Genomic DNA, 18,475 nt, shown 5'->3' with positions numbered 1-18,475 from the left:
GAGCGAAGCCCAGTTCCCCGGGCTCCGCTTTGTAATAATCCCAAAAAAGATCAGATTCCGCTGTTCATCACTTCAACGCGGAAATCGTCTCCCCATGGCAAATCCGGGTCGCAGACCGCCACAGCAAGCGTAGTATCGGATTGTCCGTAATAGGCGAACCATTTGCCATGGAACTTCACCAATCCTTCCACAAAAGTGACGTTCGGGATCAATCCGTTATGATCCTCAAAGGTCTGCGGCTTCAGCCACGGTTCCTGCATGCGGGCGATTACCTTGGTCGGACGAGCAGGATCAACGGCGAACTGTCCGCAACGATAATCCACATCCCACGCGTTCTCTCCACGCGGCGTACGAGTGGCACCATTCATCACGAATAGCAGCAAACCGTTGTCGGTCATCACGGGAGGCGCGCCTATTTCAACCAGATCGGTATCGAAGGTGCCAGGCGTGGGCCGATACATCGGATCGGCATCGGATGTTCCCGGTACCCAGTGGACCAGATCGTCACTGGTCGCCCAATAAATCGAGCCTTCTCCAAAGTACATCCACCACTTGCCTTGGATTTTGAACGGCACGATGACTCCGGCCTTGGACCAATTGAACCCATGCGCATCTGGCGTCGCCGCAAACGTATCGAAATCCGAAAACAACGGCCCATGCTTCGTCCAATGATGCAGGTCGGTCGATGTCGCAAGGCACAGCTGCGCGCTATGACGATCCCAACCGGTGTAGGTCAGGTAGTACACACCATCGATCACGCTGACACGCGGATCCTCGCAGCCATATCGTTCGTAATCCTCGCTTGGAGACAGAACCGGCTCGGACTCACGCTCAAAATGCAGCCCGTCCTTGCTGCGCGCAATACCGATATGCGACACGATATCCTCGGCATGCGCCCGGTACAGCAACACGACCTCATCATCAACCACCAGTGCAGCGGGATTATACAAGTTCGCCGACTCCCACGAGCCACCCAACGGACGAAGGATCGGATTGTGCTCATATGGTACGAATGGACCGAGCGGAAACGAAGCACCGGTAAAAAAGCTGGTGTTGATCATAATGGTTATCCTTTCAGCGCGGAACCGATATCCGACGCGACAAAATATTTCTGGAACAGGCAGAACAGCACAATGACAGGGAATGCGAATGTCGCAGCTCCCGACAGAATGGCACCATTCGGGTTGGCGACGGACTGACTGACCGTCGAGATGTAATTTGCCAGTGATACCGCCAACGGTTGCATAGAGACATCTTTGGTGATAAGGAACGGCCACAGGAACTCATTCCACGGACCGATGAACGTCACTAGCACCACGGTCGCCAACGCCGGACGAACCATTGGAATCGCTATGGTCCACAGGATACGCAGTTCTCCGGCACCATCCACACGAGCTGCCTCAAAGATGTCCGCCGGCAATGACTTGAAGAATTGGATGAAGATGAACACGGCCGTGGTGTTGATCGCAAACGGCAGAATCATGCCCAGGTACGTATCGCCAAGCCCATAGGTTCGGGTCACCTGCACATACAGCGGAATCATGAGCAGTTGGAACGGGACCATCTGCACCAGCAGCATCAGTATCCAGACCACGCCCTTACCGCGAAAATCCATACGTGCGACCGCATATCCGGCCAGCAGCCCGAAGACGACCGTTCCGAGCAACACGCCGCACACGAAGATCAACGAATTGCACAGAGAACCGAGCAGATCGATACGGGCATTGATGTTGATGAAATTACCGGTCGTCCATCCGGACAACGGCAATAGACGGTCCGGGGTATTCGTCGGATTGCTCTGAAACGCTCCAACAACCATGAAATAAAACGGAAAGGCGAAAATGACCGCGGCAAACACCAGTAACGCATAACGTACAATCGTGATGATCGGATGCGATTTTCTCATGGCCTCTCCTCGTTAAGCTTGTTAGCGATTAGCGACAGCACGCCGACAACGATCACCAAAATCATGCCGATTGCAGCAGCCTGATCAGGATTCTGCTGCTGCAGTCCCTTTTGGTAGATGAGCAGCACAGGGGTCGCGGACGCGCCGTCCGGACCGCCGCCGTTGGTGAGCAGATACGGTTCGGTGAACAGATTCGCGCCGGTGATGATCGCCAGTACCAGTACCAATGTGGTTGTGGATCGCACGCCGGGCACCGTCACGTTCAGGAATCGCTGCAACCCGTTGGCGCCATCGACTTCCGCCGCCTCGTGCAGTTCTTTCGGCACATTCTGCAATGCGGCGAGATACAGCAAAATGTAAAAGCCGAGTTGCTTCCATGTCACGTACAGAGCAATCGACGGCATGGCCAGATGCTCGTTTACCAGCCAGGAAGGGTCCGGCGCCAATTTGCCAAGGACGGCATTCACCAGTCCATGGGTGGAAAACAACAGCATCCACACACCGACCAGTGACACGCTCGCCGTGATATACGGCAGATAGAACGCGACCCTGAATGCCGACGCCCACCGGATACCGGCATTCAATGCCGAAGCGAGCACCATGGACAGGATCACGGTCAACGGTACATTGATGATCAGGAATACCGCGATATTGCGGAAGGACTGCAGCACGTCAGGATCGCCGAGGACAGTCAGGAAGTTCCGTATCCCTACGAACGGCTTGGGCGTGCTGACCCCGGGAGCTGTGAAGAAGTAATCGTGGAACGCCATGTATACCGCGAAACATAATGGGTATGCGAATACGACCAGCACGAACACAAAGTACGGCAAGGCGAATATCGTGCCGATAGGCTGCGCGCCGAACAAACGACGACGCAGCCCACGGTTGCTGTCGTTTTCGCTGCCATTCATAGAATGATCAGCCAAACGTTTCATAGTAGTTGTTTCCTTTGCTTGGTCAAAACAATGTGGCGCAGGTCAGTTCTGTTTGAGCAGCTTGTCCACATTGGTCGCGGCCGTATCGAGGAATTCATCAACGGTTCCCTTACCGAAAATCACCGCCGCGGAATAATCCTTCCGGAATTCCTGCCATACCTCCGTGGAATTCGTCAGGCTCGGCACATCGCTGGTATGCTCGGCCTGCTTGGCGAAGACTTCATATGCCGGATTCTTCTGGAAGTATTCCGCATACGTGCCGGGCAAATTCTTCCGCAACGGCATCTGACCAGTAGCCTCGAGAAGTTTGCCGTCCGCGTCCTCGCTGGTGGTGAACTTCAGGAATTCCCAAGCGGTCTGCTGGTATGCGCAGGTGGTGAACATGGACACATTCTTGGCATCGGCATAGGTGTACGGATCGGTTTTACCGTCGCTGGTCGGGACCGGGGCAACTCCGACATTCACGGTGTCCTTGTATGAAGCGATGGCCCATGGACCGGCCATCTGCATGGCGGTCTTGCCGGTGCTCATCGCATCGTCAGTGGATTTCTCCTGAAAAGCAAGTTTCTCATCATAAATCGTCTTCCAGAATGTGGCGACCTTTTTGCCGGCTTCATCATTAAACGTCGCTTTACCATCTTCAGTGAGCGGAGTTCCATCAGTTTCAGCCAGGTATGTCGGGTAAAAATCGAACCACGGCTGGTAGAACTCGTTGGTCGGAGCCGGCCAAATGGCGGTTTGCGCGGCACCGGAACTGACGATCTTGCGCGCTGCATCGAGAAAACCGTCAAAAGTACCGATATTGGGATTGTCTGCGTCAATGCCAGCTTTACTAAAGATATCCTTGTTATACATGACCATTACCGGATTAGACTTCCACGGCATCTGATAATACTTGCCATCCGTCTGGTAAATGTTCACCCCGTCGCCGGAACGTTCTGTAATGTACTGGTTCGCGCCATCGAACTGGCCCAGATCGACCAGACCGCCTTGACGTACCCATCCGGGTACCGCGGCCGCAGAGATGTTGTATACCAGACACGGTGCGGTACCTGCAGTTATAGCGGCAGTGATAGCCTCTTCGGAAGATGAGGAGGCCGGAATCTCTTGATCGGTGATTTTCTGGTCCGGATGCTTCTCATTCCAAGCCTTGACCATGTCCTTGCCCCAAGTGACCTCCTGCTCGTTATTCGACAGCCATATTTTGATCGGGCCTGTGCCGGACGAATCACCTTGAATTTTCGCGCCGCAAGCCCCCATCGATATCGTCATCGCAAGCGCCGCAATCGTGCAGCCGGTCCTACGCAGTAAATGCTTGTTCATGATTACTCCTCTTCGAGTGGATTGGTTTATTACAAAACTCAAATAATGTAAACACACCCTAGTTTGATGAAAAGTTGATTGCAGCTTTGAGAAGGCCGTCAAGACATGGCTTCGCCATGCACGTCATGAATGAAGTCGAAATGATTCAGCCAGTTGGACGCTGACGGAGAATCTAAACATCACGGGGATCGCAGTCTCCGGGCGGAGACTTGCCCTCCGTGCTGCCACGGTACCGGATGACAGGTGCCGGAGCCGTAACGCTTTCGGGGAACGTCTCGGCAACGACTTGCACCAACTGTTGAGCTGCCAGCCGGCCACGTTCCGCCGGCCCGGTATCAACACTGGTGAGAGGGGGATTAAGATGGGCGCATATCTCATCATCCTCGAATCCCGCAAGAGCCAGATCCTCGGGAATGCGCAGCCCCTGTTCCTGTGCATAGGACTGTCCGGCAATAGCCATGACGTTGTTCGAATAGATGATAGCCGTTGGCGGATAAGACAGCGACAGAAGCTCGGATGTCAGCCGACGACCTGACTGCGCGGTGAAATCTCCCTGCCGCAACAGCTCCTTATTGCCGATTGTGCGAACATATGCCGCAGCACGTTCATAAGCATGCACATAATCCAGCGGACCTGACACATGCGCGATACGAGTATGCCCCTGCGCTCGCAAATGGTCGACAAGTTCCTCCATCGACCGACCGCTGTCGATGCGAACCGCGGTGAATCCCGGATAATCACGAGGTACATCCATGAGCACGGCCGGTAGCCTAAGCTTTGCAAGAAATGGAATACGCCAATCCTTACGATGGATGTCCAGCACCACAACGCCGTCGGCACGCCCGTGCGCCATACTCCGATACGCACGTTCCTCGGCGGACTGACTGTCCACCACCTGCATGGCCAGCATGACCTGCCTTTGCGAGAGCTCGGCCTGCATACCGGAGATGAACACCGGAAAGAAGGTATCAACGGCCAACGCATCCGGATTCTTATGCAATACCAGACCAACTGCATTCGTATGGTGTCCCGCCAAAGCAGAAGCATTGGCATTGGGAACCCACCCGAGCTTCTTAGCCGCGGCCCTCACCCGTTCCTTGGTCGGAGCGGAGATGGGACGATGACCGTTGTACACATGGGACACCGTGCCTTTGGTAACTCCCGCTTCGCGCGCGACATCTGCAATCGTTGGTCTCATTCAACTTCACCTCCTTCCCCTGGACTCATCGTCGAATCGTTTGTATTTTCAAGTTATACCGGTTTGATAATGCCGTCAAAACAGTTTGATGATTCGCTGCAGATTCAGAGATAACGCATTTGGGGAGCAGCAAGCAAGGTGTCGTCTCCCATGTTTTTCCCCCAGGGAACATCTTTAGCGAAAGACTGAAACACAAGCATGTTCCACTCATACGAATGTGGACACAGACAAAATTATGAGGGGATTCAAGAGCCATTTCCCGGATACTTACTATGCCCCATCACTTTATCGCCGCATGTCATTCATATCCGCAATGACGGCACTAGGATCAATAACGTCACACCCAGCGCTCCCCTCAGCCCGCTATGCGGACAGCTCCCCTCATAGAGGGAGCCAATGCGTTGGGCAGAGCCCGAATCGCCCACTACGGACATAGGCCGAACGGCAGGAAGATTCCGCAACGGCCGACTACGCGCTCAACGAGCGCGACCTGACCAAGGTGCTCGACCTGCTGCGCCGGTAGCGCAATACGAAATACGAACAGCGGGGCCGCTCCCCTCAATCCGCCACGCGGACGGCTCCCCTCATGGAGGGGAGCCCCCACACCCGCGTTCAGTCGCAGTAGGCGGATTCGGCCAGGCGGGCGCCGCGCGCCCAGTCGGCGGCGCACATGGCCTTCTTGCCCTGCGCCTTGACCTCAAGCAGCTCCAGCACGCCGGACGCGGTGCCGACCCATGCGTTCTTCTTGCCGACGACGAACCGCCCGGCGCCCGGATTGGCCGGCACGTTCGGGCCGTCGGCGTCCGCCGGCTGCGCGCGCAGCACATGCAGCGTGGTCGGCTCGACGGCGTCGTCCCCATCGCCCTCCGCATGCAGAAGGCACCATGCGCCCGGGTTCGGCGTGCACGCGCGAATCTGGCGGTCCACGTCGGCGACGGGCACGCCGAAGCGGATGTGCGCGTCCTCGACGCGGATCTTGTCGGCGATCGGATAGTCGCCGTGCTGCTGCTCGACAGCCGCGGCGCGGCCCTCGTCAAGGGCCTGCAGCGCGCGCACGAACACGCTGGCGCCGCTGACCGCAAGGCGGTTCAGCAGGTCGCCGGCGTTCTCGTGCTTGTCGATGTCGGTGGCGCACTGCGCGATGATCGGACCCTCGTCCATCGCCAGCGTGATGCGGAACACGCTCACGCCGGTCGAGGCGTCGCCCGCCCAGATCGCGCGCTGCACGGGCGCGGCGCCGCGCCACTTGGGCAGCATCGAGAAGTGCAGGTTGTACCAGCCCAGCGGCAGCGCGTCCAGCACCGACTGCCTGAGGATCTTGCCGTAGGCGACCACCGCGGCGGCCTGCGCGCCGGTGGCGGCCAGCTGGCTGACGAAGCAGTCTTCCTCGGACGGGTCGGATTCGATCACCGGCAGGTCGAGCTCCTGCGCGGCCTGCTTGACGGGGCTCGGCATGAGCCTGCGGCCGCGGCCGGTCGGCGCGTCCGGCCTGGTGAGCACGGCCACGATCTCGAAATGCTCGGTGTCGGCGGCCAGTGCGCGCAACGACGGCACGGCCACCTCGGGCGTGCCGGCAAACAGAATCTTCAGCATACGGTCCTTTCAGTCAATGTTCCCTACCGTACTCCCATGCGGATGCCCCGCGGCCGGCGCCGGCGGGACTCGCCGGCAACGCGCCGCGGGGCATGGAAGGCGCTCACTTCACCGCGGGGATGTCCACGCCCTGATTGATGAGGATCTCGCGCAACTTGCGCGAGTCGGAGAAGCGGATGCCTCGAATGCCGGCCTCGTTGGCGCCGACGATGTTCATCGCCTTGTCGTCGATGAACACGCTGGTCGCGGGGTCGATGCCGAACCGGTCCAGCGCCGCCTCGTAGATCTCCTTGTGCGGCTTGCGCAGCTTGACGAATCCGGAGACGAGCTTGCCGTCGAGCTCCTGCAGGATCGCGCAGTTCTCCTCGGCGACGTGGAACAGCTCCTTCTCCCAGTTCGACAGGCCCCACACGCCGACGCCGGCGGCCTTCAGGTCGTTGATCAGCACGCGCATGCCCGGCACGATGCCGGTCAGGGAGTCCTGGAAGTTGTCGAGATAGTAGCGCAGCATGTCGGCCCACCGGTCGCCGTGGGTCTCGCGCATCCACGCCACGCCCTCGTCGACGGTGGCGCCGCCGTCCATCATGTCGTTGCCGTCGTAGAAGCCCGAGATGTCGTTGTCGAGGAACTGGTCGATGTGCTCCTGCGTGTAGCGCGGGATCATCACCGCCTGCGGGTCCCAGTAGATCAGCACGTTGCCGAAGTCGAAGATCACGTCGGTGATCGGCTTGCCCGCCGCCGAAGCGGCGTTGCCGTCCGCCATGAGCACGTCATGTTCCATATCCGGTTCGCCCGGCCAACCCTTCATAAGGCCTCCATTCCCGTTCAGAGCCATGCACTGCGTACGCGGAACACCCGTCATGCGCATGCGGCGCCATGCGCCGCTACGGCTATCGTCCCATGCCGCGCCGACCAGCCGCAGCGGACCGTCACAGATCCTTGGGATCGAGCCGGAAGCGCAGCTCCCCCGGCTCCCGCGAGGCGACGTGCTTGGCGACGGCCGCTCGCAGCCTCGTCGCCAGCTCGGCGCGGCGGGTCAGATCGACGAGCACGACCGCCTTGACCCGGTCGGCGGTGTTCTCCAGCTCGCGAGCGTTGATCGTGGCCGGCTGCGGGATCGGCACCGGGCCGAGCACGGCGGGCACCGGCACGCCGTCGGATTCCACGCGCGTCCAGTCCCCCTCGCCGGTCACGCCGATGCGCGAGAGGGCCGTCATCACCGCGTCGCGGCGACCCCACACGCAGGCCGCGCCCAGCACCGGCGGGAATCCGGTCTGCGCGCGCTCGGCGATCTCCTTGGCGGCGAGCAGCGGGGCATCCCACAGCATCAGCGCCTGGGCCAGCGCCGGATCGGTCTCCCCGATCAGCAATCCCTGGCCGCCCCTCGCGCGGGGCGCGCACATCGCCATGGCGCGCATCCACGAGCACAGCGTGTCGGGCCGCGCGTCCATGCCCAGCGCATACAGGCTCGTCCATGCGTCGAGGATCGCGACCGCGCGGTACTCGTGCCCCTGCGGCCCGTCGTTGCCGGGCACCGGGCTGACGCGCGGCTCGCAGCCGGGCGTCGCGATCACGATCTGCGGCCGGCATTCGATGGATTCGACGACGCCGCGCGGCTGGTTGCGCGATGAGACGACGATCGGCACGCCGCGGAACAGCCCAGCGAGCTCCTGCGCGGTGCCGGCGGCGCCGACGCGCACAACGCGCAGGCGGTCGCCGCCGCACCCGAGACAGGTCCAGTTCACGGCGGCCGCGCCGCACCAACGGCAGCGCACGCCGTCGTCGCGTTCGCGCTGCAACGGGCCAGTGCAGCGCCGGCAGCGCGCCTGACGATGGCATTTGGCGCAGCTGAGCGCCTCGGCCACGCCGTCCGCGGGGATCGACAGGAGCACCGGCCCCTGCTCGAGCGCCTTGGCCAGCACGCGGACCGCCGTATGCGGCACGCGCGCGCCGATCGACGGGTCGGCCAGGCGCGCCAGCTCGTCGCGGTTGAGCCAGCGGATCCACGGGCTCCGTTCCTTGGTGACGGCGGGCAGCGCGTGGATCGGCATGCTGTAGCCGCAGGTCGGCGTCTCGCGCGCCGCGCCGGCCGCCGGATCGCCCGAGGCCCCGGTGCCGCACGCCTCCCACTGGCTGATCGGGCTGCGCGCGTGGGCCATCGCGACGAACACGCCGCCGTGCGCCTTGGCGCGCAGCCTCAGCACGCCGCGCGCGTTCGGATAGGGCATGAACCCGTCCATGTTCTGGTAGGCGAGATCGTCGAATATGGCGAACAGGGCCGGCCCCTCGACCGGCGCGTACATGGCCGCGCGCGGGCCTATCGCGCAGCGCACCTGGCCGTTCGCGATGGAGGTGTAGGCGCGATAGCGCTCGGCCGGCGGCATCGAGGCGCTCAATACGGCGAAATCGCCGCTGTATCCGCCGTTCGAGGCCGGGTTTGGGATGAAGGGCCTGAGCCCGCAGGAACGCAACGCCACCGTCATGTCCTGCACCTCGCGCATGGTCGGCAGCACCAGCACGGCGGCCTTGCCGGCCAGCATCGCCTCCAGGGCCATCCACGCGAGCTCGCGCGCCCAGCGTTCGGGTCCGGGCAGCGCATCGACCACGAACGGCGAGAATCCGCTGCCCTCCAGCGCGGAGCGCAGACGGGCGGCATCGGCGTAGGAGGCCGCGAATCGCGCGGCGCCCCGCTCGGCGGCGCCGGCCACCTGTTCGGACCGCTCGCCGAACCGCTGGCGGCCACGCCACACGGATGAGGCGGCCAGCCGCTGTTCCTCGTCGATGCGCGCCACGCGGGGCGGCACCGCCAGCCGCACGATGTTCGCGCGCGTGCCGCCGTAGGCCTCGGCCACACGGGTGATGTCCTCGCGCATGGACGCCGAGACGATCGGCTGCGGGCCGTACACGCGCTCGACGTAGCGCAGCGACGACATGGGCGTCTCGCCGGCGGCGACGCGGTTCCAGATGATGCCGCCGACCCGCTGCCCGCCGAAGCGCACGCGCACCATGACGCCGGGCTGCGCGGCCTCGGACTGGCTTTCCTCGATGAGATAGTCGAAGGTGCGACCCAGGTGCGTGGCCTGGATGTCGAGCACGACCTGGACGACCGGATCGGTCGAGGCCGGGGTTTTGGCCGCGGGCGCGCGCTTGCGGCGCTTGCGCGGGGCCAGCCCGTCAAGCGCCAGCTGTTCGGCGTCCGGTGAAGTCATAGCTTCCTGTTTTACCACAGATCGCGATCCGGCTCCCCTCTGAAGAAGGGAGCCAGCTGGGCAAGATCATGCGAATCGGCTTAATGTCAAGCGTTCACGGGAATCCTCCCCTCAGACCGCTTCGCGGCCAGCTCCCCTCACCGAGGGTGAGCCAAGCAGAGTGCACGGCTACGCGCGCCACCACTGGCGCAGCGGGTACCAGCGGCCGTCGGGGTGGCCGACGCGGTCGGGCTTGACGGCGAGGAACTGGTGCACCTGAATGCCGTCGATCTCGAAGTTGAGCGCGCAGGCCGCCATGTACAGGCCCCACACCTTGGCGCGTTCGAAACCGACCTCCTTGACGGCCTCGTCCCAATGCTCGGCCAGGTTGCGGTTCCAGTGGTGCAGGGTGAGCGCGTAGTGCTGGCGCAGGTTCTCCTGGTGCACCACGTTGAAGCCGGCATCGTGGATGCAGCTCTCGATGAAGCCCGGCGCGCCCAGGTCGCCGTCGGGGAAGATGTAGCGGTCGAGGAACTCGTCGGTGCCCGGCTTGCCGTGCGGCTTGTCGTGGCTGATGGTGATCTGGTGGTTGAGCAGGTGCCCCATCGGCTTGAGGAGCTTGAACATCTCCTCGAAGTAGCTCTGGTAGTTCTTCACGCCGACGTGCTCCATCATGCCGATCGAGCAGATGCCGTCGAAATCGCGCTCGGGCACGTCGCGATAGTCCATCACGCGCAGTTCGGCCAGATCCTCGAGGCCTTCGCGCTTGATCCACTCCTGGCCGTATTCGATCTGCTCCTTGGACAGGGAGACGCCGAGCGCCTTGATGCCGCGCTTGGCGGCCTCGATGACGAGCGAGCCCCAGCCGCAGCCGATGTCGAGCAGGCGCTCGCCCGGCTTGAGGTCGAGCTTGTCGAGCACCAAGCGGATCTTGTTGAGCTGCGCGTCCTCCAGGCTCATGTCCTCGTTGTCGAACACCGCGCAGGTGTAGGTCATCGAGGGGCCGAGGAAGTTGCGGTAGAACTTGTTCGACAGATCGTAGTGGAAGCTCACCGTCTCGGAGTCGGCCTTCTCGGTGTGCGGCAGCAGGCCGGACTTGATGCGGGCGAACTTGGAGGGGCCTTCGGTCTCGGGCACCGGGGGCTTGCGGATGCCGTGGCTCAGCACGGCGGAGCCGACCTTCGCCACGGAGAGCGGCGACAGGCTCTTCACATACGGCGCCAGCGACAGCAGCTGGCGCAGCTGGGGGTACGGATCGGCGTAATCGATGCCCTCGATGTCGAAATCGCCCAATACGTAGGCGCGCACCGCGCCGATCTCGTTGGGATGCGCCAGCAGCTGGTAGACCGCATTGGGGGTCTTCACCTTCACGACCAGATCGGCCGACGCCGGGCCGAAGGCCGACCCGTCGAACGCCTCGACGCGCAGCAGCGGGTTCGGCTCGATGAATTCGCCCACCATGTCGCTGACGGTCATTGCCTTGCCAATACTCATATTCGCCTCTTTACCTATTCCATATGCATGTCGCATGCATTGCTGCATCGCCCGGGATGCATCGCCCGGACCCTCGCGGGCCCGCGCGCGGCGCCCCGGGGCGAAAAACTCGTTTCCGTATGGCGGCCCGTGCCATGGCGGCCCATACGGCGATAACGCAAAGCCTGCCGTAACCACAGTGGTCCCGGCAGGCTTTCGGTCTGTCTGGATTGTCTCTCCGCCGCCCTGCGTCAGGCGGCGACCTCGGCGACGGCGGCCTTGAGCTCGTCGACCTTGTCGGTGCGCTCCCAGGTGAAGTCGTCGTCCTCGCGGCCGAAGTGGCCGTATGCGGCGGTCTTCGAATAGATCGGGCGCAGCAGGTCGAGCTCGTCGATGATGGCGGCCGGGCGCAGGTCGAACACCTTGCGCACCGCCTCCTGGATCTGCTCGCGGGTCACGCCGCCGATCTCGCTGCCGTACGTCTCCACGTTGACGGACACCGGGTCGGCCACGCCGATCGCGTACGCGACCTGCACCTCGACCTTGTGCGCCAGGCCGGCGGCCACGATGTTCTTGGCCACCCAGCGCGCCGCATAGGCGGCGGAGCGGTCGACCTTGCTCGGGTCCTTGCCGGAGAACGCGCCGCCGCCGTGATGGGCCGCGCCGCCGTAGGTGTCGACGATGATCTTGCGCCCGGTCAGGCCGGAGTCGGCCGCCGGGCCACCCAGCACGAAGGATCCGGTCGGGTTGACCAGCACGCGGTAGTCGTCGTGCTCGACCCTGTCGCCGAGCACCTCGTCCAGCACCGGCTTGATGACGTGCTCGGTGAGCTGCTCGGTGAGCCACTCGTGGCTAGCCTCGGGGTCGTGCTGGGTGGAGACGAGCACGGTGTCCAGGCGCACGGCCTTGTCGTTCTCGTCGTACTCGATGGTCACCTGGGTCTTGCCGTCGGGGCGCAGATGCGGCATCTCGCCGCTCTTGCGCACCTGGGCGAGGCGGTAGGCCAGACGGTGGGCCAGATGGATCGGCAGCGGCATCATCACGTCGGTCTCGTCGGTCGCATAGCCGAACATCACGCCCTGGTCGCCGGCGCCCTGCGCCTCGTAGCGCTCCTCGCGCGAGGCGGCGGACTCCTGGTCGAGGCTCAGGCGGGACACGCCCTGGTTGATCTCGGCGCTCTGGCCGGTGATCGAGACGAGCACGCCGCACGAATCGGCGTCGAGGCCGATCTCGCTGCTCGTATAGCCGATGCGCCGCACCACGTTGCGTACGATGTGCTGCACCTCGCAGTAGCCCTCGCTGTTCACCTCGCCGAACACCAGGAACTGCCCGACGCCGGCCACCGTTTCCACGGCGACGTGCGAGTGGATGTCCTGCCTGAGCAGATCGTCGAGGATCGCGTCGGAGATCTGATCGCAGATCTTGTCGGGATGCCCCTCGGTCACGGATTCGGCGGAAATCAGTCGTCGTTCCATATCGCTCCTCACCATTCCCCGTCCGGTTTCCCCACAGCCGATCCCCGCCGACGGAATGCGGGAACCGTGAAACTTTGGTCAAGAAAAAGATAACACGCCCCGCGGATACTATTCCGCGGGGCGTATATCACACGACAATGCGACGGAACCCGCCAGCCTGCCCAGATATCGGCCCGGCTCAGGGCGCCGCAAGCACCGGATGCGCCGGCGCAGGCCATGCCCTGGGTTCCGGGACAGGCATTGCGGGCGCTGCCGGCGATCAGTTGCCTTCGCTCAGATCGTCCTCGCCGAGGGTCTCCTCGAGCAGACCTTCGTTGATTTCGCGGAAGGCGATCGACAGGGGCTTCTCCTGGTTCTGGTACTCGACCAGCGGGCCGACGTTCTGCAGCAGACCCTCGTTGAGCTGCGTGAAGTAGGAGTTGATCTGACGGGCGCGCTTGGCGGCGAAGATCGCGAGCGCGTACTTCGAATCGGCGTGCTCCATCAGGTCGTCGATCGGCGGGTTCGCGAGTCCCTGCGGGCGGGGATCAGTGCCAAAAGCCATAGTAGTTGTTCTCCAAAATCATCGTGAAAGCGTATGTGAGCTATTCCAGCCTCCTAAGTATACCCCGCCCCCTTGTCAGCGCCGGCGTACCGCCGCCCCGGCCAGCCGGCCAGCCGGCCGGCTTCCGGCTCATGTCAGGAAACGGCTGGGCACGCGGGCCCTGCCGGCCGTGCCGTCCTTGGTCCTCGCATACGACATGTGCAGGCCATCCTCGGCGCGGGTGACGCCCACGTACATGAGCCGGCGCTCCTCCTCGAGCACCTCCCCGCCGGCCGGCGACCCGTAGGGCATGAGTCCCTCCGAACAGCCGATAAGGAACACTTGCTTGAATTCGAGGCCCTTGGAGGCATGGATGGTGGACACGGTCACCGCGCCGGCCACGCCCCCAACGCCCAGCTGCTCCAGCTTCGCCTGGCGCTGCGCGGCGTCGTCGTCCACGCCGCCGCCCGACCACCCGGCGTCGCGGCGGACCCGATAGCGCAGGCCGGCCGCGCGCAGGGCCGAGCACACCGCCGGCTGCTGCGCGTTGATGCGGGTCAGCACCGCGCAGTCGGACGGATCGACGCCGTTCGCGGCCAGACGCAGGATGCGGCCGGCCACGCCGCGCGCCTCCTCGTCGTCGGTGTCGTAGACGGTGTGGCTCACGCGGGCGCCGGATTCGCGGGCGGAGACGAGCTTGAGATAGTCCTGCCGGTTCGGCGCGGCGGCGAGCACGCGGTTCGCGTACCGCACGATCTGCGGCGTGGACCGGTAGTCGGTGTTGAGGCTGACGTCGGCGGCCAGAGGGCCGAACTGGTCGGCGAAGGCCAGCAGATCGTAGCTGCTCGCGCCGGCGAACGAGTAGATCGTCTGCGCGGGGTCGCCGACCACGCACACGTTGCGGTTGTCGCCCAGCCACAGGGTCAGCAGCCGGTGCTGCAGCGGCGAGACGTCCTGGTACTCGTCGACGGTCAGCCACCGGATCGAGCGGCGGATCCGATCGGCCGCGTCCTCGAAATCGTCGAGCACATGGCAGGCGACGAGCAGGATGTCGTCGAAGTCGATCAGGCCGCGGGACGTCTTCTCCTGCTCGTAGCTGTCGTAGACGTCGGCGAATCGCTGCGGGTCCAGCCCGGCCGGCGGCTGGCGGTGCATGGCCGCGCAGACGCGCGGGTAGTCGCCCGGCGCCACCAGGGAGATCTTCGCCCAGTTGATCTCGGCTTGCACGGCGCGCACGGTCGGGTCGTCGGCGTCGGCCCCGCACGCGTGCCGCAGGGCGATGCCGACGATGCGCCGCGGCTCCGGGTCGTCGGCGAGCCGGGGAAACGGGGCGTCGCACACGTCGTCCCATACGCGGCGCAGCTGATGCAGGGCCGCCGAATGGAAGGTGGCCGCCGTCACCTGGTCGCCCACGCCGAGCGAGGCGAGGCGCGAGCGCATCTCGGCGGCCGCCTTGACCGAGAAGGTGACGGCCAGCGCGCCGCTCGCCTCCCACTGCCCGGTGGCGCAGGCATAGGCGATGCGGCGGGTGACCGTGCGGGTCTTGCCGGCGCCGGCGCCGGCGATGATGCGTACCGGGCCGTGCAGCGTCGTCGCCGCGGCGCGCTGCGCCTCGTCGAGCCCCTCAAGCATGTGTTCCGCCGATGCATCCATGGGCTCCATTGTGTCAGCCGCTCTGCCCTTGGCCCCCGGCAGGCGTTTCCCGGAGGCTTTCGCCGAGTCAGCTCCGATTTTTCTCCCAGGATGTATTAGTGTTGAACTGTGAGCGAACGAAGCAATCTTATGTTGGCGGCCCTTGCCTCCGCGGCCATGCCTCAGATCACCGTGGCGGCGGTGCGCGGCGGGTACCAGGCCAACGCCACCGACGACCGCAACGGCATCGACTATGCCATCGTGCAGGATGCCGCAGGCAAGCCGTACGACGTGTACGTGTCCGACACCGACGCGGGCCGCAAGCGCCTGTCCGCGCGCGTGCGGGCGGCGCGGGCGCTGGACGAGGCGCGCGAGCCGAACGGGCTGGGCTTCGGCTTGGACCAGGTGCTCGCGTTCGAGGACGGCGAGCGCAAGAACAGCCCGACCGGCACCACGGCGGTGCTGGTCACCGGCCATTACGACGGCGCGCCGCGCAACCTCGACCTGCTCACCTTCGACGACTGTTCCGCCATCGGCACGGCGATCGGCGCGATCCACCGGCTCAACCCGGCGATGCTGCGCACCGACGACTACCCGAGGTTCTCCACCGGCCAGATCCACGCGCAGCTGACCGCATGGATCCGCCGGCTGCGTTCCGCGGGCCATATCCCGCCCGAAATCACGGGCAGCTGGGAGCGCATCATCGAAACCGAGGGGCTGTGGTCGTTCGGTACCTGCTTCGTGCACGGAGGGTTCTCCGACGGCGACGTGCTGTTCTCCGGCTCCACGATCACGGCGATCACCAACTGGCAGGGCATGCAGACCAACGACCCGGCCCGCGATCTGGCGTGGATCTTCGCCAAGCTCGACGAGGAGCACCGCAATGCCGTGCTCTCGGCCTACGGGCGCATCATGGGCTCCCGGCTCGACGACCTGATCATGCTGCGCGCCAACCTGTGGCTGCAGATGGAGCAGGTCGGCGAATTCATCCAGGCGCTGAGCCGTGCGGACAACGTGAAGATCATGCAGTTCAAGGCCCAGGTCGACCGGCTCGCCCACCAGCTTGGCGTGGCCACGCAGCGCATCGACCACGCGGAGGGCGCCCAGCGGGCCGCCAAGGGCGATCAGCGTTCGCCTTCGACCATCACCGTCGGCACGCTGCTGCACGAGGGCGAACGCCGTCGGGCTGCGGCCGCGCGGCAGGCGCCCGCAGCCACCGAGCCCGCCGCCGGCATCGCCGGAGCGCAGGACGACACCGGCGAGCAGGACCGCACCGACTCCGCGCAGGTGACGGCGGCCGATCCGACCGGCGGTGCGCGGGCCGAAACCGACTCGACGGCGGATCGCCCCGTGGTCGGGGCGGCCGGCGCGACGGGCGGCACGCGGACGACCGATCTGGGCAACGGCGGCGGCACGGCCGGGCACCGGTCGGCGACCTCGCCGACGATCGTGGTCACGCAGCTGGATCAGAGCACGCTGCGCGACGGCATCGCGTCGGAACTGGACGACGAGACCGGCGACTCGCAGCCGCAGGCCGCCGCATCCTTCCCCGCCGGAGGCGCCGCGGCCGATCCGATGTCCACCGCGACGATCGTCATCCCCCTGCTCGAACAGGAGGAACGCGCGCTGCGCGACGCGCAGGCCGGGCTGGACAGCTGGAACGACGCCGACGGGCACGCGCCCGAATCATCCGGCGTGCCGAACTCGCCGGAGACGTCCGGCACGCCGAAGGCGTAACCGGCATGCCGTGTGCACAGGCTGTGTGCACAATGGGAGCAGGTGCACACAGCACAACACAACCACCAACAACTCGCATGTGAGGAGTGACTCATGGATATCGAACTGGGCATTCGCAATGTGGCGCGCACCGTCACCTTCAGCACCGACCAGAGCGCCGACGAGGTGAACGCGGTGATCGCGGACGCCATCGCCGCCAAGACGCCGATCAATCTCACCGACGACAAGGGGCGCCACATCGTGGTGCCCGCCGACGCGCTCGGCTACGCGATCGTCGGTTCCGAAACGAAGCACGCCGTCGGCTTCGGCACGCTCTGAGCGCGGCCGCCCGCAAGGTTTATTGCGCTTGCGCCTGGCTCCTCTCTCTGAGGGGAGCTGTCCGCGAAGCGGGCTGAGGGGAGAAATACCAGAACGTCTGAATCAAGCCGATTCGCGCGATCTCCCCTCAGTCGGCTACGCCGCCAGCTCCCCTCGGAGAGGGGAGCCATTTTTCTCTCTGACGTCACGGCCTGCGGGACGGGCCGTTGGCGGCCCACAGAGGAATCGCGCCACGGCGCACGATCTCGGCCACCGTGTCGGCGTCGGTGAGGTTTTCGCCAAGCCGGTTCGGCTTGCCCCGCCCGTGCCAGTCGGAACCGCCGGTGACCAGCAGATCATGCTTCCGGGCGATGCCCAGCAGCCGTTCGCGCTGTTCGGGGGGATTGCCGCGGTGCCACACCTCCAGCCCGTCAAGGCCCTCGTCGACGAGCCGCAGGATCTGCCCGTCGGACAGCAGGCGCCGATTGCGGCTGATATCGCCGGCGTGGGCGATGATCGTCACGCCGCCGGCCTCGCCGACCGCGCGCACCACCTCGTGCGTGCTCGGCGAGGGCGTGGGGATGTAGTACTTGCTGGACGTGCTCACCACGTCGGCGAAGGCGTCGGAACGGGTCGGGTACACGCCGGCGGCGACCAGCGCGTCGGCGATGTGGGGCCTGCCGATCGTGGTCTTCTCCCCCTCCCTGACCTGTTCGAGCACGCTGTCCCATGTAATCGGGTAATCGCGCGACAGCAGCTCGACCATGCGCTTGGTGCGCTTGAGGCGGGCGGCCCGCGTGCTCGCGAACAGCTCGCAGATGTGGCGGTTGCGCGGATTGTATTGGAAGGCGAGCATGTGCACCGATACGTCCTCGTCGCCGGCGGTGATCTCCGTGCCGCGCAGCAGGGGCATCCCCGCGTCCGATGCGGCCTGTTCGGCCAGCGGCCATCCGGCGGTCGTGTCGTGGTCGGCGATGCCGACCCCGAGCAGCCCCAGATCCTTGGCCTGCCCAATCAGCGTGGCCGGCGTCTCCGTGCCGTCGGAGAAGGCCGTGTGGCAGTGCAGGTCCCATCCGCGCAGCGGCGGAGCGGAAGGAATGTCAACGCGAGTCATATGTCCATCGTAATCTGAGAACCAACCAAGACATACCAGCCGACGATTATCGCGCGGCATCGCCAGTCGGCGCGCCCGGCA

The 18,475-nt window shown here is 64.4% G+C and carries 14 protein-coding genes and 1 pseudogene; 2 read left to right on the top strand and 13 right to left on the bottom strand.

Annotation, left to right across the window (positions count from 1 at the left end):
* Nucleotides 1-50: 50 nt before the first annotated feature.
* The 12 genes and pseudogenes from BBSC_RS04755 to BBSC_RS04700 form a co-directional block, all read right to left on the bottom strand.
* Nucleotides 51-1,061 (bottom strand): glycoside hydrolase family 130 protein, encoded by a 1,011-nt coding sequence (locus BBSC_RS04755; protein ID WP_048349657.1) that lies wholly within the window; start codon nt 1,059-1,061, stop codon nt 51-53.
* 104 nt (nt 1,062-1,165) lie between these two features.
* Nucleotides 1,166-1,615: pseudogene (locus BBSC_RS14465) on the bottom strand (carbohydrate ABC transporter permease); the annotation flags it as partial.
* Between the two features lie 287 nt (nt 1,616-1,902).
* On the bottom strand, nt 1,903-2,841 hold the full coding sequence (locus BBSC_RS04745; RefSeq protein ID WP_046726217.1) for a carbohydrate ABC transporter permease: 939 nt from the start codon (nt 2,839-2,841) through the stop codon (nt 1,903-1,905).
* A 42-nt stretch (nt 2,842-2,883) separates the two neighbouring features.
* Nucleotides 2,884-4,164, bottom strand: a complete 1,281-nt coding sequence (locus tag BBSC_RS04740; protein ID WP_033519225.1) for an extracellular solute-binding protein — start codon at nt 4,162-4,164, stop codon at nt 2,884-2,886.
* 172 nt (nt 4,165-4,336) lie between these two features.
* Nucleotides 4,337-5,362: a LacI family DNA-binding transcriptional regulator gene (locus tag BBSC_RS04735; protein ID WP_033519226.1), complete on the bottom strand. Its 1,026-nt coding sequence runs from the start codon at nt 5,360-5,362 to the stop codon at nt 4,337-4,339.
* Between the two features lie 612 nt (nt 5,363-5,974).
* The gene (gene fmt / locus BBSC_RS04730; protein ID WP_033519227.1) at nt 5,975-6,955 is read right to left on the bottom strand and encodes a methionyl-tRNA formyltransferase; all 981 of its coding nucleotides are present in this window, start codon (nt 6,953-6,955) and stop codon (nt 5,975-5,977) included.
* A gap of 103 nt (nt 6,956-7,058) precedes the next feature.
* Nucleotides 7,059-7,763 carry an HAD family hydrolase gene (locus BBSC_RS04725; protein ID WP_033519228.1) on the bottom strand — a complete coding sequence of 235 codons (705 nt, stop codon included), beginning with the start codon at nt 7,761-7,763 and terminating at the stop codon, nt 7,059-7,061.
* A 121-nt stretch (nt 7,764-7,884) separates the two neighbouring features.
* Nucleotides 7,885-10,164 (bottom strand): primosomal protein N', encoded by a 2,280-nt coding sequence (locus BBSC_RS04720; protein WP_033519229.1) that lies wholly within the window; start codon nt 10,162-10,164, stop codon nt 7,885-7,887.
* A gap of 168 nt (nt 10,165-10,332) precedes the next feature.
* Complete coding sequence (locus BBSC_RS04715) at nt 10,333-11,637, bottom strand: class I SAM-dependent methyltransferase (protein WP_033519230.1); 1,305 nt, start codon at nt 11,635-11,637, stop codon at nt 10,333-10,335.
* 230 nt (nt 11,638-11,867) lie between these two features.
* A complete protein-coding gene (gene metK / locus BBSC_RS04710; protein ID WP_033519231.1) occupies nt 11,868-13,091 on the bottom strand; it encodes a methionine adenosyltransferase in 1,224 nt (407 codons plus the stop codon).
* Between the two features lie 259 nt (nt 13,092-13,350).
* A complete protein-coding gene (rpoZ, locus tag BBSC_RS04705; protein WP_033493015.1) occupies nt 13,351-13,635 on the bottom strand; it encodes a DNA-directed RNA polymerase subunit omega in 285 nt (94 codons plus the stop codon).
* A 129-nt stretch (nt 13,636-13,764) separates the two neighbouring features.
* Entirely contained in the window at nt 13,765-15,267 is a 1,503-nt protein-coding gene (locus BBSC_RS04700; RefSeq protein ID WP_374042846.1) for an ATP-dependent helicase, read from the bottom strand.
* 129 nt (nt 15,268-15,396) lie between these two features.
* Between BBSC_RS04700 and BBSC_RS04695 the strand changes: the two genes are divergently transcribed.
* Nucleotides 15,397-16,983, top strand: coding sequence for a phosphotransferase (locus BBSC_RS04695; RefSeq protein WP_033519233.1), 1,587 nt, complete (start codon nt 15,397-15,399; stop codon nt 16,981-16,983).
* Nucleotides 16,984-17,076: 93 nt separating this feature from the next.
* The gene (locus tag BBSC_RS04690; protein WP_033519234.1) at nt 17,077-17,301 is read left to right on the top strand and encodes a DUF3107 domain-containing protein; all 225 of its coding nucleotides are present in this window, start codon (nt 17,077-17,079) and stop codon (nt 17,299-17,301) included.
* A 184-nt stretch (nt 17,302-17,485) separates the two neighbouring features.
* Here BBSC_RS04690 and BBSC_RS04685 read toward each other — a convergent pair whose 3' ends face one another.
* The gene (locus tag BBSC_RS04685) at nt 17,486-18,394 is read right to left on the bottom strand and encodes a PHP domain-containing protein (RefSeq protein WP_033519235.1); all 909 of its coding nucleotides are present in this window, start codon (nt 18,392-18,394) and stop codon (nt 17,486-17,488) included.
* Between the last annotated feature and the right edge of the window lie 81 nt (nt 18,395-18,475).

Origin of the sequence: Bifidobacterium scardovii JCM 12489 = DSM 13734, assembly GCF_001042635.1 — a bacterium.
GTDB lineage: Bacteria > Actinomycetota > Actinomycetes > Actinomycetales > Bifidobacteriaceae > Bifidobacterium > Bifidobacterium scardovii.
Note: the sequence above shows the minus strand (reverse complement) of the source record. Positions and strands in the feature narration are given on the sequence as shown.

Coding starts and splice junctions, on each gene's coding strand:
- BBSC_RS04755 (WP_048349657.1), bottom strand. CDS start 1,061: ATGATCAACACCAGCTTTTTTACCGGTGCTTCGTTTCCGCTCGGTCCA.
- BBSC_RS04745 (WP_046726217.1), bottom strand. CDS start 2,841: ATGAAACGTTTGGCTGATCATTCTATGAATGGCAGCGAAAACGACAGC.
- BBSC_RS04740 (WP_033519225.1), bottom strand. CDS start 4,164: ATGAACAAGCATTTACTGCGTAGGACCGGCTGCACGATTGCGGCGCTT.
- BBSC_RS04735 (WP_033519226.1), bottom strand. CDS start 5,362: ATGAGACCAACGATTGCAGATGTCGCGCGCGAAGCGGGAGTTACCAAA.
- fmt (WP_033519227.1), bottom strand. CDS start 6,955: ATGCTGAAGATTCTGTTTGCCGGCACGCCCGAGGTGGCCGTGCCGTCG.
- BBSC_RS04725 (WP_033519228.1), bottom strand. CDS start 7,763: ATGAAGGGTTGGCCGGGCGAACCGGATATGGAACATGACGTGCTCATG.
- BBSC_RS04720 (WP_033519229.1), bottom strand. CDS start 10,164: ATGACTTCACCGGACGCCGAACAGCTGGCGCTTGACGGGCTGGCCCCG.
- BBSC_RS04715 (WP_033519230.1), bottom strand. CDS start 11,637: ATGAGTATTGGCAAGGCAATGACCGTCAGCGACATGGTGGGCGAATTC.
- metK (WP_033519231.1), bottom strand. CDS start 13,091: ATGGAACGACGACTGATTTCCGCCGAATCCGTGACCGAGGGGCATCCC.
- rpoZ (WP_033493015.1), bottom strand. CDS start 13,635: ATGGCTTTTGGCACTGATCCCCGCCCGCAGGGACTCGCGAACCCGCCG.
- BBSC_RS04700 (WP_374042846.1), bottom strand. CDS start 15,267: ATGGATGCATCGGCGGAACACATGCTTGAGGGGCTCGACGAGGCGCAG.
- BBSC_RS04695 (WP_033519233.1), top strand. CDS start 15,397: ATGTTGGCGGCCCTTGCCTCCGCGGCCATGCCTCAGATCACCGTGGCG.
- BBSC_RS04690 (WP_033519234.1), top strand. CDS start 17,077: ATGGATATCGAACTGGGCATTCGCAATGTGGCGCGCACCGTCACCTTC.
- BBSC_RS04685 (WP_033519235.1), bottom strand. CDS start 18,394: ATGACTCGCGTTGACATTCCTTCCGCTCCGCCGCTGCGCGGATGGGAC.